Genomic DNA, 18,009 nt, shown 5'->3' on the forward strand with positions numbered 1-18,009 from the left:
CGAAATGGACAACCGAACCAAAGCCCTGAACATGGTTCCCATGGTGGTCGAGCAGACCAGCCGCGGCGAGCGTGCCTACGACATCTATTCGCGCCTGTTGAAGGAGCGCCTGATCTTCCTGGTTGGCCCGATCGACGATCACATGGCCAACGTGGTGGTGGCGCAGCTGCTGTTCCTGGAAGCGGAAAACCCGGAAAAGGACATCAGCATCTACATCAACTCGCCGGGTGGCGTGGTCACCGCCGGTATGGCGATCTACGACACCATGCAGTACATCAAGCCGGACGTGAGCACCATCTGCGTCGGCCAGGCCGCCTCGATGGGCGCGCTGCTGCTGGCTTCCGGTGCGGCGGGCAAGCGCTATGCGCTGCCGAACTCGCGGGTGATGATCCACCAGCCGCTGGGCGGCTTCCAGGGCCAGGCCACCGACATCGACATCCACGCTCGCGAGATCCTGACCCTGCGTGCGCGCCTGAACGAAGTGCTGGCCAAGCACACCGGGCAGTCGCTGGAGACCATCGCGCGTGATACCGAGCGCGACAACTTCAAGAGCGCGGTCGATGCGGTCGCCTACGGCCTGGTCGACCAGGTCCTGGAGCGTCGTCCGGAAGAGTCGATCCAGGCCGGCTGACCGGCACTCACGGGGCCATGGCAGGCCCCGTTCCTGCAGGGTCGGGTGGACTGATGTCCCTCCGGCCCTGTGTTATTCTCGAATCGAACCCCCGTTCAGCGGGTGGCGTAACTGGGTAAGCGAAGCATGAGCGAAGACCGCCAAGGTCGTTCCACGGACACCGGCAAGATCCTCTACTGCTCTTTCTGCGGCAAGAGCCAGCATGAAGTGCGCAAGCTGATTGCCGGTCCGAGCGTGTTCATCTGTGATGAGTGCGTGGAGCTGTGCAACGACATCATCCGTGAAGAGCTTGAGGAAAAGGCGCAGTCGGCACGCAGTTCGCTGCCCAAGCCGCGCGAGATCCTCGAGGTGCTCGACCAGTACGTGATCGGCCAGAACCGCGCGAAGCGGACGTTGGCCGTGGCCGTGTACAACCACTACAAGCGCATCGAGAGCCGCCAGAAGAACGACGAAGTCGAGCTGGCGAAGTCGAACATCCTGCTGGTCGGTCCGACCGGTTCGGGCAAGACCCTGCTGGCCGAGACCCTGGCCCGCCTGCTCAACGTGCCGTTCACCATGGCCGACGCCACCACGCTGACCGAAGCCGGTTACGTGGGCGAGGACGTGGAGAACATCATCCAGAAGCTGCTGCAGAAGTGCGACTACGACGTCGAGAAGGCACAGCAGGGCATCGTCTACATCGATGAAATCGACAAGATCTCGCGCAAGAGCGAGAACCCGTCGATCACCCGCGATGTGTCCGGCGAAGGCGTGCAGCAGGCCCTGTTGAAGCTGATCGAAGGCACCGTGGCCAGCGTTCCGCCGCAGGGTGGCCGCAAGCACCCGCAGCAGGAATTCCTGCAGGTGGACACCAAGAACATCCTGTTCATCTGCGGCGGCGCGTTCGCTGGTCTGGACAAGGTGATCCAGCAGCGTTCCAACGACTCCGGCGGCATTGGCTTCGGTGCCAAGGTGAAGAGCAGCGAGCGCAAGCAGGAAGTGGGCAAGGTGCTGGCCGAAGTCGAGCCGGAAGACCTGATCAAGTTCGGCCTGATTCCCGAGTTCGTGGGCCGCTTGCCGGTGGTCGCGACCCTGGAGGAGCTGGACGAGCCGGCCCTGATCCGCATCCTGACCGAGCCGAAGAACGCCATCACCAAGCAGTTCAAGAAACTGTTCGAGATGGAAAACGTCGAACTGGAGTTCCGTCCGGACGCGTTGTCGGCCATCGCCAAGAAGGCGCTCAAGCGCAAGACCGGTGCCCGTGGCCTGCGTACCATCGTCGAATCGGTCCTGCTGGACACCATGTACGACCTGCCGTCGCAGGAAAACGTCAGCAAGGTTGTCGTGGATGAATCGGTGATCGAGCACAAGTCCGAGCCGTACCTGATCTACCAGACCCCGCCGGCCCCTGAACAGAAGGCCGCTGGCGCTGAATGATTCTTTCAACTTGTTGAATAGAAAGAATTTTCTCGGAACGTCTTGCATCTGAAAGCCGATGGCCCCATAACGGGGCCATCGGCTTTTTTTGTCTCCGGAAGATGCCCTCCCGGAGACGGTTTTCCCCTTCCCTGGAGCCCCCATGGCCCGTTCCCCAAGTGAGACCCTCGACCTGCCGGTCCTGCCGCTGCGCGACGTAGTGGTATTCCCGCACATGGTCATCCCGCTGTTCGTCGGCCGCGACAAGTCCATGCATGCGCTGGAACAGGCAATGGAAGCGGACAAGCGCATCCTGCTGCTGGCGCAGAAGTCGGCCGAGACCGATGACCCGCAGGCCGCCGACCTCTACCAGGTCGGCACCCTGGCGCAGGTGCTGCAGCTGCTGAAGCTGCCCGACGGCACCATCAAGGTGCTGGTCGAAGGCCTGTCACGCGTGCAGGTGACCAGCGTCAGCGAGCGCGATGGATCGCTGCACGGCCAGGCCGTCGAAATCGACGCCACCGATGCACGCGAGCCGCGCGAGATCGAGGCCATCGCCCGCTCGCTGATGTCGCTGTTCGAGCAGTACGTCAAGACCAACCGCAAGCTGCCGCCGGAGCTGCTGCAGACCCTGGCCGGCATCGATGAGCCGACCCGCCTGGCCGACACCATCGCCGCGCATATCAGCGTGCGGTTGTCGGACAAGCAGCGCCTGCTGGAAACGCTGGCCGTGGGCGAACGCCTGGAGATGCTGGTCGGTCTGGTCGACGGCGAGATCGACGTGCAGCAGATGGAAAAGCGCATCCGCGGCCGCGTGAAGTCGCAGATGGAAAAGAGCCAGCGCGAGTACTACCTCAACGAACAGATGAAGGCCATCCAGAAGGAGCTGGGCGACCTTGACGACGCGCCGGGCGAACTGGAAGAGCTGGCGCGCAAGATTGCCGAAGCGGGCATGCCCAAGCCGGTGGAAACCAAGGCGCGCAACGAGCTCAACAAGCTCAAGCAGATGTCGCCGATGTCCGCCGAAGCAGCGGTCGTGCGCAACTACCTGGAGTGGTTGCTGGGCGTGCCGTGGAAGAAGCGCAGCAAGGTGCGCAAGGACCTCAAGGCCGCGCAGGACACCCTCGATGCCGATCACTACGGCCTGGAGAAGGTCAAGGAACGCATCCTTGAATACCTGGCGGTGCAGTCGCGTGTGAAGCAGATGAAGGGCCCGATCCTGTGCCTGGTCGGACCGCCGGGCGTGGGCAAGACCTCGCTGGGCCAGTCCATCGCCAAGGCCACCAACCGCAAGTTCGTGCGCATGTCGCTGGGCGGCGTGCGCGACGAAGCCGAGATCCGTGGCCACCGTCGTACCTATGTCGGTTCGATGCCGGGCCGCATCGTGCAGAACCTCAACAAGGTCGGCAGCAAGAACCCGCTGTTCGTGCTGGACGAGATCGACAAGATGTCGATGGACTTCCGCGGCGATCCGTCTTCGGCGCTGCTGGAAGTGCTCGACCCCGAGCAGAACAACGCATTCAACGACCACTACCTGGAAGTGGACCTGGACCTGTCCGAAGTGATGTTCGTGGCCACCTCGAACTCGCTCAACATTCCGGGTCCGCTGCTGGACCGCATGGAAGTGATCCGCATCCCCGGTTACACCGAGGATGAGAAGCTCAACATCGCCACCCGTTACCTGGCTCCCAAGCAGATCAAGGCCAATGGCCTGAAGCCGGAAGAGCTGGAGATCGGCAGCGATGCGATCCAGGACATCGTGCGCTACTACACGCGCGAATCCGGCGTGCGCAACCTGGAACGCGAAATCGCCAAGATCTGCCGCAAGGTGGTGAAGGAGATCGCGCTGGGTGGACCGCAGCCGGTGGCGAAGGCGAAGAAGGGCGCGCGCAAGTCCAAGGCGCTGGTGAGCGTGTCGAGCAAGAACCTGGACAAGTACCTGGGCGTGCGTCGCTTCGACTTCGGCCGTGCCGAAGAAGAGAACGAGATCGGCCTGGTCACCGGCCTGGCGTGGACCGAAGTCGGTGGCGATCTGCTGCAGATCGAATCGACGCTGGTACCGGGCAAGGGCCAGCTGATCCTGACCGGCCAGCTCGGCAACGTGATGAAGGAATCGGCGTCGGCGGCGTTGTCGGTGGTGCGTTCGCGTGCCGAACGCTTCGGCATCGATGCGGACTTCCTGCAGAAGCACGACGTGCATCTGCATGTGCCCGATGGTGCGACACCGAAGGATGGCCCCAGCGCCGGTGCGGCAATGGTGACCTCGCTGGTGTCGATGCTGACCAAGGTGGCTGTGCGCGCCGATGTGGCGATGACCGGCGAAATCACCCTGCGTGGTCGCGTCACTGCGATCGGCGGCCTGAAGGAGAAGTTGCTGGCTGCCCTGCGCGGCGGAATCCGCACGGTGATCATCCCTGATGAGAACCGCAAGGATCTTGCCGACATTCCAGCCAACGTCACCCGCGATCTGGAGATCGTGCCGGTGAAGTACATCGATGAAGTGCTCGATCTGGCGCTGGAACGTCCGCTGGCACCCAAGAAGACGCGCAAGAGTGCGCAGCGCGTCACGGTGCGCAGCAAGGCCAAACCGAGTGGAAACGCGCGCGTCAAGCATTGATGCGTCCTGTCGAAATGCTTGAAACCCGCGTCGTTGCTGGCTTTCCAGCTTGCGTGGGGGTAGGGCCGCTGGTATAAAAGCAGCACTCGCGAATGAGTGATCGCAGTCAGCGCTCACTGAATTCGGCGAACCGTTTCCACATGGCAACCGCATGCAGACGTCGTGCGGTTGCTTCCCTGTCGAATACGCGGAACCCACCGCCAAAGGAGTTGTAAAGAATGAACAAGACCGAATTGATCGATGCCGTTGCTGAAGCTGCCGACCTGACCAAGGCCGAGTCCAGCCGCGCTGTCGATGCCGTCGTTGCTGCCGTCACCAAGGCGCTGAAGGACGGCGATGCGGTCACCCTGGTTGGCTTCGGTACCTTCCAGGTCCGCGACCGTGCTGCCCGCACCGGCCGCAACCCGAAGACCGGCGACACCATCAAGATCGCTGCTTCGAAGAATCCGTCGTTCAAGGCTGGTAAGGCCCTGAAGGATGCTGTAAACTAAGCGGCTCGCTGGGGTGCTTAGCTCAGCGGTAGAGCGTCTCCTTTACACGGAGAGGGTCGGGGGTTCGAAACCCTCAGCACCCACCACAGCACCGCGGTAAGTTTGAAATGTGGAGCGGTAGTTCAGCTGGTTAGAATGCTGGCCTGTCACGCCGGAGGTCGCGGGTTCGAGTCCCGTCCGCTCCGCCATTTTCAACGAGGCCCCCGGCCGAAAAGCTGGGGGCCTTGTTTTCTCTCCAACCACCCGGTTGCCGAGAAAACAAAGAGGTCTGCAATACGGAGCGGTAGTTCAGCTGGTTAGAATGCTGGCCTGTCACGCCGGAGGTCGCGGGTTCGAGTCCCGTCCGCTCCGCCATTGCAAAACTCTTAAATCCTCGTGAAAAAACTTTGAAAAAAGTGTTCAGCGGGGTAGGTTTTCAGGAAGTCTTCGGATATACTGAGCGCCTGCAAAGTTTCAAGCGCGGAGCGGTAGTTCAGCTGGTTAGAATGCTGGCCTGTCACGCCGGAGGTCGCGGGTTCGAGTCCCGTCCGCTCCGCCAACTCTAAGAGCCCTCGACGCAAGTCGGGGGCTTTTTCTTTGCGTCGTTTTCATCGTTTGATGCGCGCGATCGTGTCGATCGCCTGGCCAGGATGGCGGCAGGCCCCGTCGGCACTGCTTTTGGTCCACGCCGCGAAGCGGGTTACACTGCCGGGCTCGCCAATCAAGCCTTGTGATTCCTCACCATGCTGCAGAAACTCCGCGACAAGACCTCAGGCTGGATCGTTACCGTGATCCTGGGGCTGCTGATGATTCCGTTCCTGTTCGTCATCGACAACAGCTACCTCGGTGGCGTCGGCGCACAGAACGTCGCCAAGGTTTCGGCACCGCCGACCTGGTGGCGCTCGGCACCGTCCTGGTGGCCGGTGCGCATGATGTGGCAGCACCATGAGATCAGCGCACAGGATTTCCGCACCCGTTTCGAGCAGGAACGCATGCGCGAACGCCAGCAGCAGGGCGAGAACTTCGACCCGCGCGCGTTCGAAAGCACCGAGAACAAGCTGGCCGTGCTCGATCAGTTGATCGACGAGCAGGTCGTGCGCCTGGTCGGTGAGCAGGCCGGTGTCGTGATTGGCGACGGCGCTGTGCGCGAATACATCACCACCATCCCGGGCTTCCTGGGCGCCGATGGCAAGTTCAGCGAGAGCAATTACCGTCTGGCCCTGGCCGGTGGCAATCCGCCGCGCACGCCGACCCAGTTCCAGGAACTGGTACGTGAGAGCCTGCAGCAGTCGGTGATCCCGTCGGGCCTGCAGAACTCCGGCTTTGTCACCCAGGCCGAGACCGAGCGTCTGTTGAAGCTGCTGGGCGAAACCCGCGATGTGGAACTGGCCGCGCTGCCGGAAGTTCCGGTTGATACCGCGCCGGTGACCGACGCGCAGATCAAGCAGTGGTACGACAGCCATGGCAAGGATTTCCGCCAGGCCGAATCGGTGTCGCTGGAATACGTCGAGCTCAATGGTGCGAACCTGCCGGCGCCGACCGCGGCCGACGAGGCGACCCTGCGCAAGCGCTATGAAGACGAGAAGGCCAAGTTCACCACGCCGGAACAGCGCCAGGCGGCGCATATCCTGATCACCGGCGACGGTGCTGAAGCCAAGGCCGCCAAGTTGGCTATCGAAGCAAAGGCGGCAGGTGCCGACTTTGCCGCGCTGGCCAAGGCGAACTCGGAAGATCCCGGTTCCAAGGCGCAGGGCGGTGACCTCGGTTGGGTGGAACGCGGCGCGATGGTCAAGCCGTTTGAAGACGCACTGTTTGGCGCCAAGGCCGGTGAAGTGATCGGCCCGGTCAAGACCGACTTCGGCTTCCACATCATCAAGGTCGCTGCGGTTCGTGGCGGCCAGGGCAAGTCGTTTGAAGAAGTGCGTGACACCCTGGCAGCCGAGCAGCTGAAGGCCGACGGTGAGCGTGGCTTCAATGATCTGGCAGGCCGCCTGGTCGATGCCATCAACAAGAGCCCGAGCGACCTGGCCGCAGCCGCCAAGGACGTCGGCCTGCCGATGCAGACGCTGGGCCCGATCACCCGCACCACCGCCACCGGCATTGCCGCTGATCCGGCCGTGCTGCGTGCTGCCTTCTCCGACGTCCTGGTGCAGGACGGTACCGCCAGCGATCCGATCGCCCTGGGTGGCAGCAGCAACCACAGCGTGGTGATCCGTGTTGCCGCGCATACCCCGGAGCAGGCGATGCCGCTGGACAAGGCGCGTGAGCAGGTGATCGCCGCGATCCGTGCGGACCGTCAGCGCCAGGCCGGTGACAAGGCCGCTGATGCCCTGCTGGCCAAGCTGAAGGCGGGCGCGACCCTGCAGTCGCTGGCTGCCAGCGAGAAGCTGCAGCTGAGCCCGATGCCGGGCCTGCCGCGCAGCCAGCCGGTGCCGACCCCGGAGATCAACCGCGCGATCTTCAGCGCGCCGGTGCCGGCCGAAGGCAAGCCGAGCTACGGCAAGATCGACGTCAACGGCCATGCACTGGTCTTCGCGGTGAACAAGGTCAACCCGGGCGACATCAAGGAAGTGACCGCCGAGCAGCAGAAGCAGCTGAAGGACCAGCTGAGCCAGATCGACGGCATGGCTGCTGCCAAGGCGTACATCGACGCGATGCGCAAGAGCTTCCTGGTGCAGACCACCGAAGCGAACCTGTAAGCCTCTGGCGAGCAGGAACGAAAAAGGCCCGGCATTGCCGGGCCTTTTTTTGTTGTCGCAACCACGATCAAACCGTGACCTGCGCGATGAGTGCCGACCAAGGTCGGCCGCTACCAGAAGCGAAGCGACCTGCTCCTGCCCCTGCTCTTCATCTTCTAATCCGTGGGTGCCGCCAGAATTTGTCCGCGGCCGGGCAGGTGGGCTGCGCAGGGGCGTGAGCCGCATGGATGCGGCGACCGAGCTTACAGGGATGTACTTGCAGCGGCCCCTGCGCAGCCCGCCTGCCCGGCCGCATACGAGCGATCCGGGCACCTGCGAGGGGCTCCGCCGTTGGCCGTGAACCGCGCGGCAGCGCCGCGCCGACCTCAGTCTTCGACGCGCAGTACCGCGCCTGGCTTCAGCACGCTGCTGCCGCTCAAGCCGTTCAGCGACAACAGTGCCTTCACCGGCATGCCGTAGCGACGGGCGATGGTCCAGGCCGATTCGCCGTTGCGCACGGTGTGGCGACGGTTGCGCGGGCGATCAGCAGCCGACGCGACCACCTTAGCCACCTGCGGGCTCGGCGCAGCGCTGGCGGTGCTGGCCAGTGCGGTGGCAACGGCCGTGCTGGCGATGTCGGCAACGTTCGCGTTGGACGCTGAGACCGGGGCCAGTACGCGTGCCGTGCCCGACGGGCGGTTGCCGGCGGCCAGTGCCGGATTCAAGCGGGCGATCTTCGCCGGGTCCAGGGCGCGCTGGGCGGCCCACTGCTGGACGCTGGTGCCTGCCGGCAGGGTGTGGTCCTTCAGCACCGGTACGGTGCGGTCCAGCGAGGCCATCACGCCCGGCTGGTCTTCCACGTCTTCCAGCACGCAGGCCAGGGCATGCAGCTTCTCGACGTAGGCGTGGGTGACCGGCGACAGACCGGGCAGGCCGGCCGGCTTGGCGTTCTGCGCGTTCATGCCGGCCTTGCGCATGGACTGCAGCACGCGGTACTCGCCGGCGTTGTAGGCCATGGTGGCCAGGCGCCAGTCGCCACCGAACATGCCATGCAGGGTCTTCAGGTAGCGCACGGCGGCCTGGGTGGACTCCACTGCAGACAGCCGGCCGTCGTAGTTGTTGCTCATCGGCACGCGATGGTTGCGTGCGGTAGTGGCGATGAACTGCCACAGGCCGGTCGGGCCGCTGCCGTTGCGGGCATTGGGCCGGTAGCCGCTTTCGACGAAGGGAATCAGGGCGAATTCGGTGGGCAGGTTGGCTTTGCGCAGCTCTTCGACCACATAGCCGAACAGCACCAGCGCGTCATCATCCTGGTTGGCCAGCCGCGAAGGGGCGTGGGCGAACTGCTTCTGCCAGCGCGGGCTGGTGGCCTCGGCGTCACAGGTGGGTTCGGCCAGGCCGTCGCGGAAGCTGGAGAAGATCTCCTGGCCGTTGCGGACCGATGCGGCCGGCAGCGTTGACGGATCCAGCGGCAGGGCCGAGGCGGCGGTCAGGTTCTGGCTGATGCCGGCGCCCAGCGATTGTGCGCCGGCAGTTCCGGCCAACCCCAGGACAAGGCCCAGGGCCAGCGGCAGACTTCGGCGACTCATGCGCGGAAGCCGTCTTTCCAGTGCCGGAGACCGGCCATGACGTCGACGTCGTCCACGACCTCGCGCCCCAGGTGCGCCGACACGGCCGCGCGGATGGGCGCAGTGTGGGTACGCAGGAACGGATTACAGGCAATTTCATCGGCCAGGGATACTGGCAGGGTGGAACGGTCATCGCGGCGCATGGCCAAAGCCTCCTCTTGGCGCTGCAACAAGGCAGCGTTGGCGGGGTCGACATGCCGCGCGAAGACGGCATTTGACACGGTGTACTCGTGAGCGCAACACAGCAGCAGTTGCGCGGGCAGGGCACCCAGCTTGCGCATCGATGCCAGCAGCTGGGACGGCGTACCTTCGAACAGGCGTCCACAGCCCAGGCTGAACAACGAATCTCCGCTGAAAAGCTGTTCAGCGGTGTGAAACGCGATGTGGCTGCGGGTGTGCCCGGGGACGGATAGTACGTGGAACATCTGGCCCAGTGCCTGAACACGTTCACCTTCGCCGACCCGCTCGGTGGCCATCGGGATGCGCTCTTCGACCGGTGCGACCACGCGCACGCCAGGGAAACGCGCCTGCAGCGCCGGCACGCCACCGATGTGATCGTCGTGATGATGGGTGAGCAGGATGGTGTCCACGCGCACGCCTTGGGCAGCCAGCGCCAGTACCGGCGCAGCGTCGCCGGGATCGACGACCACGGCAGCACCGTCGTCGGCGATCAGCATCCAGATGTAATTGTCCGCAAATGCGGGCAGGGCAGTCAGTCGCATAGAATTGGACCATGCCCGCGCTGCAGAGCACCCGTCAAGCGAGCCAGGCCCCGTGGTTCGACAGCGAACCGGCGGAGGCCTTGCGCGTGCTCGAACGGCAACTGCTGCTGCCGCAGCTGTCGCTGCTGCCGGCCCGGCCCTGGTTGTGGATCGCCCCCAGCGCCGCTTGGCTGGCAGATGCGCAGCTGGGCGGGCGCGGCCTGCGCCTGCATCGCCAGGGCAGTGGTTACGCCGGCGATACCCGCTGCGCACTGCCGTTGCCGCTGCCCAACGAGAGCGTCAACGCCATCGTGCTGCAGCATGTGACCGTCGGTGATGCTGACCATCTGCTGGACGAATGCGAACGCGTGTTGATGCCCGGCGGCCATCTGTGGCTGACCAGCCTCAATCCGTTCAGCCCGTTCCGCACCCGATGGCGCCAGCACGGGCTGGCGGTGCGCACGCCGCAGCGGATCCGCCAGCTACTTGAGCGCCATGGGCTGGAATGCGAGGACACGCGCTACCTGGGGCCGATGTGGCAGGGGGCCGGCAGCCGCCGTCGCGGCGGCTGGGCCCCCCTGCGCGCGGCCTGCCTGTTCCACGCTGAAAAACGCACGCTGGCCCTGCCCGGGCCGACCCCGTTGCCCGTGCGCTGGCACGGCACCGTTGCTACCTGATCTGGAGTTGTATTGAAAACCATCGAAATCCACACCGACGGTTCCTGCCTCGGCAATCCCGGCCCCGGCGGCTGGGCGGCGCTGCTGCGCTACAAGGGGCACGAGCGCGAACTGAGCGGTGGTGAAGCGCATACCACCAACAATCGGATGGAGCTGATGGCGGCCATTTCCGGCCTGGAGTCGCTGACCGAGCCCTGCGAGATCGTCCTCTACACCGATTCGCAGTACGTACGGCAGGGCCTGACCCAGTGGCTGCCGGGCTGGATCCGCAAGAACTGGAAGACCGCCGGCGGTGATCCGGTGAAGAACCGTGAACTGTGGGAGCGCCTGCAGGCCGCCACGCTGCGGCACCAGATCGATTGGCGCTGGGTGAAAGGACACTCCGGCGACCCGGACAATGAACGCGTGGATACCCTGGCCCGCAACGCCGCGATCCAGATCCGCGACGGCAGCCCGGTAAACTGAGCCCATGCGTCAGATCATCCTTGATACCGAAACCACCGGCCTGGAGTGGAAGAAGGGCAACCGCGTCGTCGAAATCGGCTGCGTCGAGTTGTTCAAGCGCCGCCCGACCGGCAACACCTATCACCAGTACCTGAAGCCCGACTGCGAATTCGAACAGGGCGCGCAGGAAGTCACCGGCCTGACCCTGGAATTCCTGGCAGACAAGCCGGAGTTTGCGCAGGTCGTGGAGGAGTTCCTGGCCTTCATCGATGGCGCCGAGCTGATCATCCACAACGCCGCGTTCGATCTGGGCTTCCTCGACAACGAGCTGTCCCTGCTCGGCGAGCAGTACGGGAAGATCACCGATCGCTGCACGGTGATCGATACCCTGGCGCTGGCGCGCGAGCGTTTCCCGGGGCAGCGCAACTCGCTGGATGCGCTGTGCAAGCGGCTGGGCGTGGACAACTCGCACCGCGCCCTGCATGGCGGTCTGCTGGATGCGCAGATCCTGGGCGATGTGTACATCGCACTGACCTCGGGCCAGGAGGAGATCGGCTTCGGGCTGGGCGATGATGATGCCGGTGGCGCTGCGGCGCTGCAGGCGTTCGATGCATCCAAGCTGCTGCCGCGCCCGCGCGTGGTGGCTACGCCGTCGGAACAGGAAGCGCATGCGGCGCGTCTGGAGCGGCTGCGCAAGAAGGCCGGCCACGCGTTGTGGGACGGCCCGAAGGTGGAAGAGGCTGCGAGCGCGTAGGCGACCGCGGCAGCTACGCATGGCGGGGGTGACAGGTGCGAAATGCAGCCACGCATGGCGTGGCTCTACTGTAGATCCACGCCATGCGTGGATGGCGCTGGTCAGTGGCAGCGCACCAGGATCACCGTGATGTTGTCCGATGACGCGCCAGCGCAATCGCGCTGCCGCCCCACAATTTGCGTTGCAAATCGTGGGCCCCGTCTCACCAGCATCCATACCCCCGCCGCTTCGCGGCCGCCCCCTGACTCAGGGGGCTTCCCTCCAGCCGGCTTCAGTGGCAGCGCACCAGGATCACGGTGATGTTGTCCGAGCCGCCGCCGTCGAGGGCGGTGGCGACCAGGCTGTCCACGCATTCCTGCGCGCTGGCATCGTCGAAGGCGAGGGTGCGGGCGATGCCGCGATCATCCACTTCCTCGGTCAGGCCATCACTGCACAGCAGCAACTGCATGCCCGGGCGCAGCTCGCCGCTGGTGGTTGCCACGTTCAGGTGTGCCGGGTCGGTGACGCCCAGTGCCTGGGTGACCACGTTGCGGTGCGGATGGGCGCGCGCCTGCTCGGCGGTCAGGTTGCCCTGCGCGACCAGTTCCTGCACCACGCTGTGGTCCTGGCTGAGCTGGGCAAGCTGGCCATCGCGCCACAGATAGGCGCGGCTGTCGCCGACCCAGGCCACTTCGTAGCGGTTGCCCTGCACCCGTGCAGCGACCACGGTGGTGCCCATCGGCAGGCTGTCGTTGCGCCGGCGCGAGGCACGGATGATCTCTTCGTCGGCCGTGCGGATCGCCTGCGCCAACGGCGCGCCACGGCGGATCTCGCGGACGATGGTCTCGCGCGCCAGTGCGCTGGCCACTTCGCCGCAGGCGTGCCCGCCCATGCCGTCGGCCACCAGCCACAGGGCCAGCTCGCCGTCACCGTAATAGGTGTCCTCGTTGAGCTCGCGGCGCAGGCCGGGGTGGGTGAGATGTCCGAATTCGATCATGGTGGCTGCTGGGGACGGGGTAATGCCGGGGAGAACGGCATCATCACGGCCAAGCGGACATCCGGCAAGCCATGCAGTCAGGAAAATTTCACTTCGCGGGCCACAATGACTTGTCGTCAGCCGCGCTTCCTCGTATGATGCGCGTCCCCGGTTCGCCGGGGAACATCTGGAGAGGTGGCAGAGCGGTTGAATGTACCTGACTCGAAATCAGGCAGGCGTTTATAGCGCCTCGGGGGTTCGAATCCCCCCCTCTCCGCCAGATAAAAAGAAAAGGGCTGCCGAAAGGCAGCCCTTTTCTTTTTATCTGGCGCGGGGATGCGAAGTGCGCTTTGCGCGCTTCGCCCCATGCGTTGCTGCGCAACGAATGAGCCCCTCCCTTTGCCGGCCTCTCCCCGCGGATGCTTCAGTAGATCCACGCCATGCGTGGATGCCGTTCGCATGCCGCGGGTTACCATGTGCGCATCATTTGCTGGAGCGCCCCCATGACCGCTGAAATCCTCGTCCCCGTTTCATTCGGCGAGCTGCTGGACAAGATCTCGATCCTGCAGATCAAGTCCGAGCGCATCAGTGACGAAGGCAAGCTGGCCAACGTACGCAAGGAGCTGTCCGCGCTGGAAACCACCTGGATGGCGCACCCGGCGGCAGTGAAGGACATCGCCAAGCTGCGTGCCGAGCTGAAGGCGGTCAACGAGCAGCTGTGGGAGATCGAGGACGACATCCGCCTGAAGGACAAGGCGCAGGCCTTCGATCAGGGGTTCATCGACCTGGCGCGCAGCGTGTACCTGCGCAACGACGAACGCGCGCGGATCAAGAAGGCGATCAACCTGGCGCTGGGCTCGGCCTATGTGGAAGAGAAGTCCTACCAGGACTACACGCAGCGCGCGTAATCCCAGGCAGCCCGATGCAATGGATCCAAGCCATGCGTGGATGCAGCCGCCGGGCTGCGGGACGGTGCGGACCAAGGTCCGCACCAATCAGATCCCGCTCAGCCGTTCGGTCCGTCACTCAGCCCAGGTGGTCGGCCACGTAGCGCTCGAACGCAGCAATGCCGTCCTCGACGGTGATCAGTTCCATCACGTCGTCGAATTCGATCTTGGTGCCCCACTTGAGGTCGGCGGCCTGCTTGCCCAGGTACTTGCGCGCCGCGTCGTCGTAGCGGTCCGCGCAGTAGCGGCGGTCCGAGTACGGGCCGCTGCGGTTCGGGTTGCTGGCCGCATGCAGGCCCAGCACCTTGGCGCCCATGGCATTGGCGATGTGCATCGGACCGGAGTCCGGCGTCATCACCAGGTTGGCGCGGGCCAGCAATGCCGGCAACTGCTTCAGCGTGTCCTTGCCGACCAGATCCAGCGCCGGAACATCCAACTGGGCCAGGATGGCGTCGGCCATGCTGCGCTCCAGTTCGCTGCGACCACCGCACAGCACGATCCGCCAACCGCGCGTGACGGCATGGTTGGCGACCTCGGCATAGCGGTCGGCGTACCAGTTGCGGCGCACGTGGCTGGAGCAGGGCGAGATCATCAGCACCGGCCTGCCATCGTCCTGCCATTGCGCAGCGGCCCAGTCATAGGCGGCCTGCGGCACGGCCAGATCCCAGCTGACGTCGGTCTGGCGCAGGCCCAGCGGCTCGCAGAAGCTGCCGATGGCATCGAGCACATGGATGCCCGGGCGATCAGCGATGCGTTCGTTGATGAAGAGGCCGTGCAGGTCCTTGGAGCGGCTGCGGTCGTAACCGATGCGGCGCTCGGCGGGAATGAAGGCGGACAGCACGTTCGCGCGGAACGCCACCTGCATCTGCAGCAGCGCCTCGAAACGTCCGGGCGGCAGCTGCTTGCGCAGTTCCTTCACCCCGGCCATGCCGGTCTTCTTGTCGTAGGCATGGAAGGTGACGCCCGGCAGGCCATCAAGCAGCTTCTGCCCGACCTTGTCGATGATCCAGTGGATCGGCGTGTCCGGGCGCGCGGCCTGCAGGGTGCGCACCAGCGGCACTACGTGGGTCACATCGCCAAGAGCGGACAGGCGCAGAAGACACAAGGAGGAGGACGCTGATGCCATGTGTTGTTAGACTCAAAGGAATGGTCGCATTCGACGCCAATGAAGCGCTGACGCCATGCCGCGAGGGTCGCGGCATCGGGGCCATTCTGTTCGACCGCGAGCGGCTGCGGCAAGCCGACATCGGTCTGTTCTCGCCACAGCACTGGGCCGGCAAGGCCCGGCCGGTGGGTGAGGGCGGCCGCGGCAGTGCCTGGTTCGTGGATGCGCCGTTCGGTCCCAGCGTGCTGCGGCACTACCTGCGCGGGGGGCTGGCGGCCCGGATCAGCCACGACCAGTACATCTGGCGGGGGGCGGACCGGACCCGCAGTTTTGCCGAATTCCGGCTGATGCGCGCACTGCGCGAGAAGAAACTGCCGGTGCCCAGGCCGATTGCCGCCTTCTACATGCGTGAGGGCCTGCGCTACCGCGCCGCGATCCTGATGGAACGGATCGAAGGGGTACGCTCACTGGCCGACCGCGCACTGGTGGCCGGGCGCGGTGCGCCGTGGGAGGAAACCGGGCGGATGATCGCGCGCTTCCACCGTGCCGGCCTGGACCATGCCGATCTCAATGCGCACAACATCCTGTTCGACGGCAACGGCCATGGCTGGCTGATCGACTTCGATCGCGGGGTCATCCGCATCCCGGCCACGGCCTGGCGCGAGCGCAATCTCAAGCGCCTGCTGCGCTCGCTGATCAAACTGCGCGGCGAGCGCAGCGTGGAAGACGTGGAAAAAGACTACGCGCGCCTGCGCCGCGCCTATGACATGGCCTGGAACCGGGGCACCTGATGGACTGGTCGTTGCGTTTCCTCGGCGTCGGCAATGCGTCGGCGGTCGAGCTGGGTTCGCCGATGTCGGTGATCGAGCGTGATGGCCGGCCGTGGCTGACCATCGACTGTGGTGGTGAAGGCCTGACCGCGTTCAAGGCGCACTACGGGCATATGCCGCAGGCGCTGTTCGTCACCCATGTACACCTGGACCACGTGGCGGGTTTCGAACGGTTGTTCGTGGACACCTTCTTCAGCGCGCAGCGGCGCGGCAAGGTGCGCCTGTACGTGCCGGCCACGGTGGTGCCGCTGCTGCACAAGCGCATCGGCGATTACCCGAACGTGCTGGCCGAGGGCGGCGCCAACTTCTGGGATGCCTTCCAGCTGATCGTGGTGGGCGATGCGTTCTGGCACGAGGGCGTGCGCCTGGAAGTGTTCCCGGTGCGCCACCACTGGCCGGAGACGGCCTATGGCCTGCGCCTGCAGGGCGCGCTGACCTGGAGCGGCGATACCCGGCCGATTCCGGAAATGCTGGCGCGCTTTGCCAATGACAATGAGCTGATCGCCCACGACTGCGGGTTGCACGGCAATCCTTCGCATACCGGGGTGGATGACCTGGAACGCGAGTACAGCGCCGAGCTGCAGGCACGGATGATGCTGTACCACTACGCCAGCGTGGCCGATGGCCAGGCCCTGGCCGCGCGTGGGCACCGGGTAGCACAGCCCGGCCAGTGCGTTGTGCTGGCCCCGCCGACCGCCCCGCACGTACTGGCGCAGGATCCGCCGTGAGCAGCGCTGGCCACGCCGCAACGCCGGCGTTGGCTGCCGAGCTGGAGCGACTGGAACGTGCACTGCATTGCCCGCAGGTGCGCGCAGATCATCAGCGTCTGGCGGCATTGCTGGATGAGGATTTCAGCGAGATCGGCAGCTCCGGCCAGTGCTACGGCCGTGAGGCCGCGCTGGAAGAGATCCCGCTGGAGCGTGCGCAGGTGGTGATCGAGTCGGACCAGTACGCCGTGTGGATGCTGGCAGAGGGGCTGGCCCAGGTGCGTTACCGCAGTCGCTATCACGTCGATGGCCAGCCGCAGCGCTGGGTGCTGCGCAGCTCGCTGTGGCGTCTGCATCCAACGGGCTGGCGGGTGGCGTTCCATCAGGGGACGCCGGAGGCGCGGTAGCGCCGGGCCATGCCCGGCGAAGCGCGCCAGCCAAGGTTGGCATCCATCAGGGGCGGGGTATCGCCTGAAAAGGCGGTGGCCCCGCCGGCTGACCTCGGCGCCCGCGTCGATCGATACCGTTGCTGCCTTCCGGCCCTGGCGGAGTTTTCGACCTAGCGTCGCGAGGGGCCGACGGGGCCACCATAGAGACGTTGGCCGCCCGGAGGCGGCCGATTCACGGATCAGGGGAAGCAGCGCGTCGTGCGCCGGAGACCACAGCCGGACTGCGCATCAGTTGACCGATGGCAGAGGCGCATTCTAGCGCAGGCATGGGTGCTGATGCCAGCTTCACGCGCTGAATCCGATGTAACCCGTTGCCTGCGGCATCGGCCCGGGGCTGCTGCCGTTGCTAGAATCCGGCCGCAGGAGGAACGACCTCCCCCACATCGGGATTCAATGACCAGGACGGCCTGGCCCTACCAAAGGAGGGCTGTCATGGCCTGGATCTATCTGTTGTTTGCCGGCCTGCTGGAAATCGTCTGGGCCGCGTCGATGAAGCAGTCTGAAGGCTTCACCAAACTCACCCCCACCGTCATCACCATCGTCGGCATGATCGCCAGCTTCTGGCTGCTGGCCGTCGCCATGCGCAGTCTGCCGCTGGGCACCGCTTATACGATCTGGACCGGCATCGGCGCGGTCGGCGCCTTCGTGGTCGGGATCGTGTTCCTGGGCGAGCAGGTCAGCCCGATGCGGATTGGCGCAGCGGTGCTTATCGTCGCCGGCCTGGTGCTGATGAAACTCTCCAGCAGCTGAGGCTGGTAAATGGTGCGACGGGGATAAGGATATTCCCGTTTGGCCGGAACAAGAGAATATGCATATTCGGCAAAGTCGTGACGACTGCCGTGATTATTTGACGGCCATCATGAAAATAACGTGCCGGATTCACGTGGTGCTGGCGGTGGCGGCCGCACAGTGCGCCCATTCGTCAAGCGAAACCGGGGAATTTTCGCGATGACGGACGTGCAGGGGCACGCAGCTCCTGCAGTGCTCTGACGTGAAAGTGTGATTGTTTTCCAAGGTTGAT

General features: G+C 65.0%; 17 protein-coding genes, 5 tRNA genes and 1 other RNA gene. 18 read left to right on the forward strand and 5 right to left on the reverse strand.

What is annotated here, in order from left to right; genetic code table 11:
• The first annotated feature begins 4 nt into the window (after nt 1–4).
• The 9 genes from clpP to CR156_RS01665 all read left to right on the forward strand — a co-directional run bounded on the left by clpP (nt 5) and on the right by CR156_RS01665 (nt 7,812).
• Complete coding sequence (gene clpP / locus CR156_RS01625; RefSeq protein ID WP_025878142.1) at nt 5–631, forward strand: ATP-dependent Clp endopeptidase proteolytic subunit ClpP; 627 nt, start codon at nt 5–7, stop codon at nt 629–631.
• Nucleotides 632–757: 126 nt separating this feature from the next.
• A complete protein-coding gene (gene clpX, locus CR156_RS01630) occupies nt 758–2,047 on the forward strand; it encodes an ATP-dependent Clp protease ATP-binding subunit ClpX (RefSeq protein WP_089239110.1) in 1,290 nt (429 codons plus the stop codon).
• Between the two features lie 142 nt (nt 2,048–2,189).
• Nucleotides 2,190–4,643 carry an endopeptidase La gene (gene lon / locus CR156_RS01635; RefSeq protein WP_089239112.1) on the forward strand — a complete coding sequence of 818 codons (2,454 nt, stop codon included), beginning with the start codon at nt 2,190–2,192 and terminating at the stop codon, nt 4,641–4,643.
• A 218-nt stretch (nt 4,644–4,861) separates the two neighbouring features.
• Entirely contained in the window at nt 4,862–5,134 is a 273-nt protein-coding gene (locus tag CR156_RS01640) for an HU family DNA-binding protein (protein WP_004146343.1), read from the forward strand.
• Between the two features lie 11 nt (nt 5,135–5,145).
• Nucleotides 5,146–5,220: transfer RNA gene (locus CR156_RS01645), tRNA-Val, on the forward strand.
• 25 nt (nt 5,221–5,245) lie between these two features.
• Nucleotides 5,246–5,322, forward strand: a tRNA-Asp gene (locus CR156_RS01650).
• An 89-nt stretch (nt 5,323–5,411) separates the two neighbouring features.
• Nucleotides 5,412–5,488: transfer RNA gene (locus CR156_RS01655), tRNA-Asp, on the forward strand.
• A gap of 107 nt (nt 5,489–5,595) precedes the next feature.
• Nucleotides 5,596–5,672: transfer RNA gene (locus tag CR156_RS01660), tRNA-Asp, on the forward strand.
• Between the two features lie 184 nt (nt 5,673–5,856).
• Nucleotides 5,857–7,812, forward strand: a complete 1,956-nt coding sequence (locus tag CR156_RS01665) for a peptidyl-prolyl cis-trans isomerase (protein ID WP_100551678.1) — start codon at nt 5,857–5,859, stop codon at nt 7,810–7,812.
• Between the two features lie 365 nt (nt 7,813–8,177).
• On the opposite strand, the gene CR156_RS01670 is transcribed toward CR156_RS01665, so the two are convergent.
• Nucleotides 8,178–9,380, reverse strand: coding sequence for a lytic transglycosylase domain-containing protein (locus CR156_RS01670; RefSeq protein ID WP_100551679.1), 1,203 nt, complete (start codon nt 9,378–9,380; stop codon nt 8,178–8,180).
• A complete protein-coding gene (gloB, locus tag CR156_RS01675) occupies nt 9,377–10,141 on the reverse strand; it encodes a hydroxyacylglutathione hydrolase (RefSeq protein WP_100551680.1) in 765 nt (254 codons plus the stop codon). Before gloB ends, CR156_RS01670 begins: the two co-directional genes overlap by 4 nt.
• A gap of 11 nt (nt 10,142–10,152) precedes the next feature.
• Between gloB and CR156_RS01680 the strand changes: the two genes are divergently transcribed.
• Genes CR156_RS01680 through dnaQ form a run of 3 tightly spaced genes read left to right on the forward strand, consistent with a single transcriptional unit; the run spans nt 10,153 to nt 11,995 of the window.
• A complete protein-coding gene (locus tag CR156_RS01680) occupies nt 10,153–10,797 on the forward strand; it encodes a class I SAM-dependent methyltransferase (RefSeq protein ID WP_100551681.1) in 645 nt (214 codons plus the stop codon).
• 12 nt (nt 10,798–10,809) lie between these two features.
• On the forward strand, nt 10,810–11,262 hold the full coding sequence (gene rnhA / locus CR156_RS01685) for a ribonuclease HI (RefSeq protein ID WP_025878155.1): 453 nt from the start codon (nt 10,810–10,812) through the stop codon (nt 11,260–11,262).
• 4 nt (nt 11,263–11,266) lie between these two features.
• A complete protein-coding gene (dnaQ, locus tag CR156_RS01690) occupies nt 11,267–11,995 on the forward strand; it encodes a DNA polymerase III subunit epsilon (protein ID WP_025878156.1) in 729 nt (242 codons plus the stop codon).
• 271 nt (nt 11,996–12,266) lie between these two features.
• Here the strand turns inward: dnaQ and CR156_RS01695 are convergent, their stop codons facing one another.
• The gene (locus tag CR156_RS01695) at nt 12,267–12,971 is read right to left on the reverse strand and encodes a PP2C family protein-serine/threonine phosphatase (protein WP_099819184.1); all 705 of its coding nucleotides are present in this window, start codon (nt 12,969–12,971) and stop codon (nt 12,267–12,269) included.
• A gap of 168 nt (nt 12,972–13,139) precedes the next feature.
• Between CR156_RS01695 and CR156_RS01700 the strand changes: the two genes are divergently transcribed.
• Nucleotides 13,140–13,230 (forward strand) — tRNA-Ser (locus CR156_RS01700).
• A gap of 223 nt (nt 13,231–13,453) precedes the next feature.
• Complete coding sequence (locus CR156_RS01705) at nt 13,454–13,858, forward strand: DUF6165 family protein (protein WP_032977378.1); 405 nt, start codon at nt 13,454–13,456, stop codon at nt 13,856–13,858.
• Between the two features lie 118 nt (nt 13,859–13,976).
• Here the strand turns inward: CR156_RS01705 and CR156_RS01710 are convergent, their stop codons facing one another.
• A complete protein-coding gene (locus tag CR156_RS01710; protein ID WP_100551682.1) occupies nt 13,977–15,023 on the reverse strand; it encodes a glycosyltransferase family 9 protein in 1,047 nt (348 codons plus the stop codon).
• A 20-nt stretch (nt 15,024–15,043) separates the two neighbouring features.
• On the opposite strand from CR156_RS01710, the gene CR156_RS01715 reads away from it, so the two are divergent.
• The 3 genes from CR156_RS01715 to CR156_RS01725 are packed head-to-tail and all read left to right on the forward strand — an operon-like array spanning nt 15,044 to nt 16,946.
• Nucleotides 15,044–15,793 carry a 3-deoxy-D-manno-octulosonic acid kinase gene (locus tag CR156_RS01715; RefSeq protein WP_089239126.1) on the forward strand — a complete coding sequence of 250 codons (750 nt, stop codon included), beginning with the start codon at nt 15,044–15,046 and terminating at the stop codon, nt 15,791–15,793.
• On the forward strand, nt 15,793–16,560 hold the full coding sequence (locus CR156_RS01720; protein WP_100551683.1) for an MBL fold metallo-hydrolase: 768 nt from the start codon (nt 15,793–15,795) through the stop codon (nt 16,558–16,560). Before CR156_RS01715 ends, CR156_RS01720 begins: the two co-directional genes overlap by 1 nt.
• Nucleotides 16,557–16,946 carry a nuclear transport factor 2 family protein gene (locus CR156_RS01725; protein WP_100551684.1) on the forward strand — a complete coding sequence of 130 codons (390 nt, stop codon included), beginning with the start codon at nt 16,557–16,559 and terminating at the stop codon, nt 16,944–16,946. The genes CR156_RS01720 and CR156_RS01725 overlap by 4 nt, the downstream gene beginning before the upstream one ends.
• Before the next feature lie 78 nt (nt 16,947–17,024).
• Here CR156_RS01725 and ffs read toward each other — a convergent pair.
• Nucleotides 17,025–17,121: signal recognition particle sRNA small type (ffs, locus tag CR156_RS01730), an RNA gene on the reverse strand.
• 299 nt (nt 17,122–17,420) lie between these two features.
• On the opposite strand from ffs, the gene CR156_RS01735 reads away from it, so the two are divergent.
• Nucleotides 17,421–17,738, forward strand: coding sequence for a DMT family transporter (locus tag CR156_RS01735; protein WP_100551685.1), 318 nt, complete (start codon nt 17,421–17,423; stop codon nt 17,736–17,738).
• The last annotated feature ends 271 nt before the right edge of the window (nt 17,739–18,009 follow it).

The organism is Stenotrophomonas lactitubi, from assembly GCF_002803515.1.
GTDB lineage: Bacteria > Pseudomonadota > Gammaproteobacteria > Xanthomonadales > Xanthomonadaceae > Stenotrophomonas > Stenotrophomonas lactitubi.

What these genes read in the sequence shown, in the direction of transcription:
- clpP (WP_025878142.1), top strand. Translation starts at nt 5, where the DNA reads ATGGACAACCGAACCAAAGCCCTGAACATGGTTCCCATGGTGGTCGAG.
- clpX (WP_089239110.1), top strand. Translation starts at nt 758, where the DNA reads ATGAGCGAAGACCGCCAAGGTCGTTCCACGGACACCGGCAAGATCCTC.
- lon (WP_089239112.1), top strand. Translation starts at nt 2,190, where the DNA reads ATGGCCCGTTCCCCAAGTGAGACCCTCGACCTGCCGGTCCTGCCGCTG.
- CR156_RS01640 (WP_004146343.1), top strand. Translation starts at nt 4,862, where the DNA reads ATGAACAAGACCGAATTGATCGATGCCGTTGCTGAAGCTGCCGACCTG.
- CR156_RS01665 (WP_100551678.1), top strand. Translation starts at nt 5,857, where the DNA reads ATGCTGCAGAAACTCCGCGACAAGACCTCAGGCTGGATCGTTACCGTG.
- CR156_RS01670 (WP_100551679.1), bottom strand. Translation starts at nt 9,380, where the DNA reads ATGAGTCGCCGAAGTCTGCCGCTGGCCCTGGGCCTTGTCCTGGGGTTG.
- gloB (WP_100551680.1), bottom strand. Translation starts at nt 10,141, where the DNA reads ATGCGACTGACTGCCCTGCCCGCATTTGCGGACAATTACATCTGGATG.
- CR156_RS01680 (WP_100551681.1), top strand. Translation starts at nt 10,153, where the DNA reads ATGCCCGCGCTGCAGAGCACCCGTCAAGCGAGCCAGGCCCCGTGGTTC.
- dnaQ (WP_025878156.1), top strand. Translation starts at nt 11,267, where the DNA reads ATGCGTCAGATCATCCTTGATACCGAAACCACCGGCCTGGAGTGGAAG.
- CR156_RS01695 (WP_099819184.1), bottom strand. Translation starts at nt 12,971, where the DNA reads ATGATCGAATTCGGACATCTCACCCACCCCGGCCTGCGCCGCGAGCTC.
- CR156_RS01705 (WP_032977378.1), top strand. Translation starts at nt 13,454, where the DNA reads ATGACCGCTGAAATCCTCGTCCCCGTTTCATTCGGCGAGCTGCTGGAC.
- CR156_RS01710 (WP_100551682.1), bottom strand. Translation starts at nt 15,023, where the DNA reads ATGGCATCAGCGTCCTCCTCCTTGTGTCTTCTGCGCCTGTCCGCTCTT.
- CR156_RS01715 (WP_089239126.1), top strand. Translation starts at nt 15,044, where the DNA reads ATGGTCGCATTCGACGCCAATGAAGCGCTGACGCCATGCCGCGAGGGT.
- CR156_RS01720 (WP_100551683.1), top strand. Translation starts at nt 15,793, where the DNA reads ATGGACTGGTCGTTGCGTTTCCTCGGCGTCGGCAATGCGTCGGCGGTC.
- CR156_RS01735 (WP_100551685.1), top strand. Translation starts at nt 17,421, where the DNA reads ATGGCCTGGATCTATCTGTTGTTTGCCGGCCTGCTGGAAATCGTCTGG.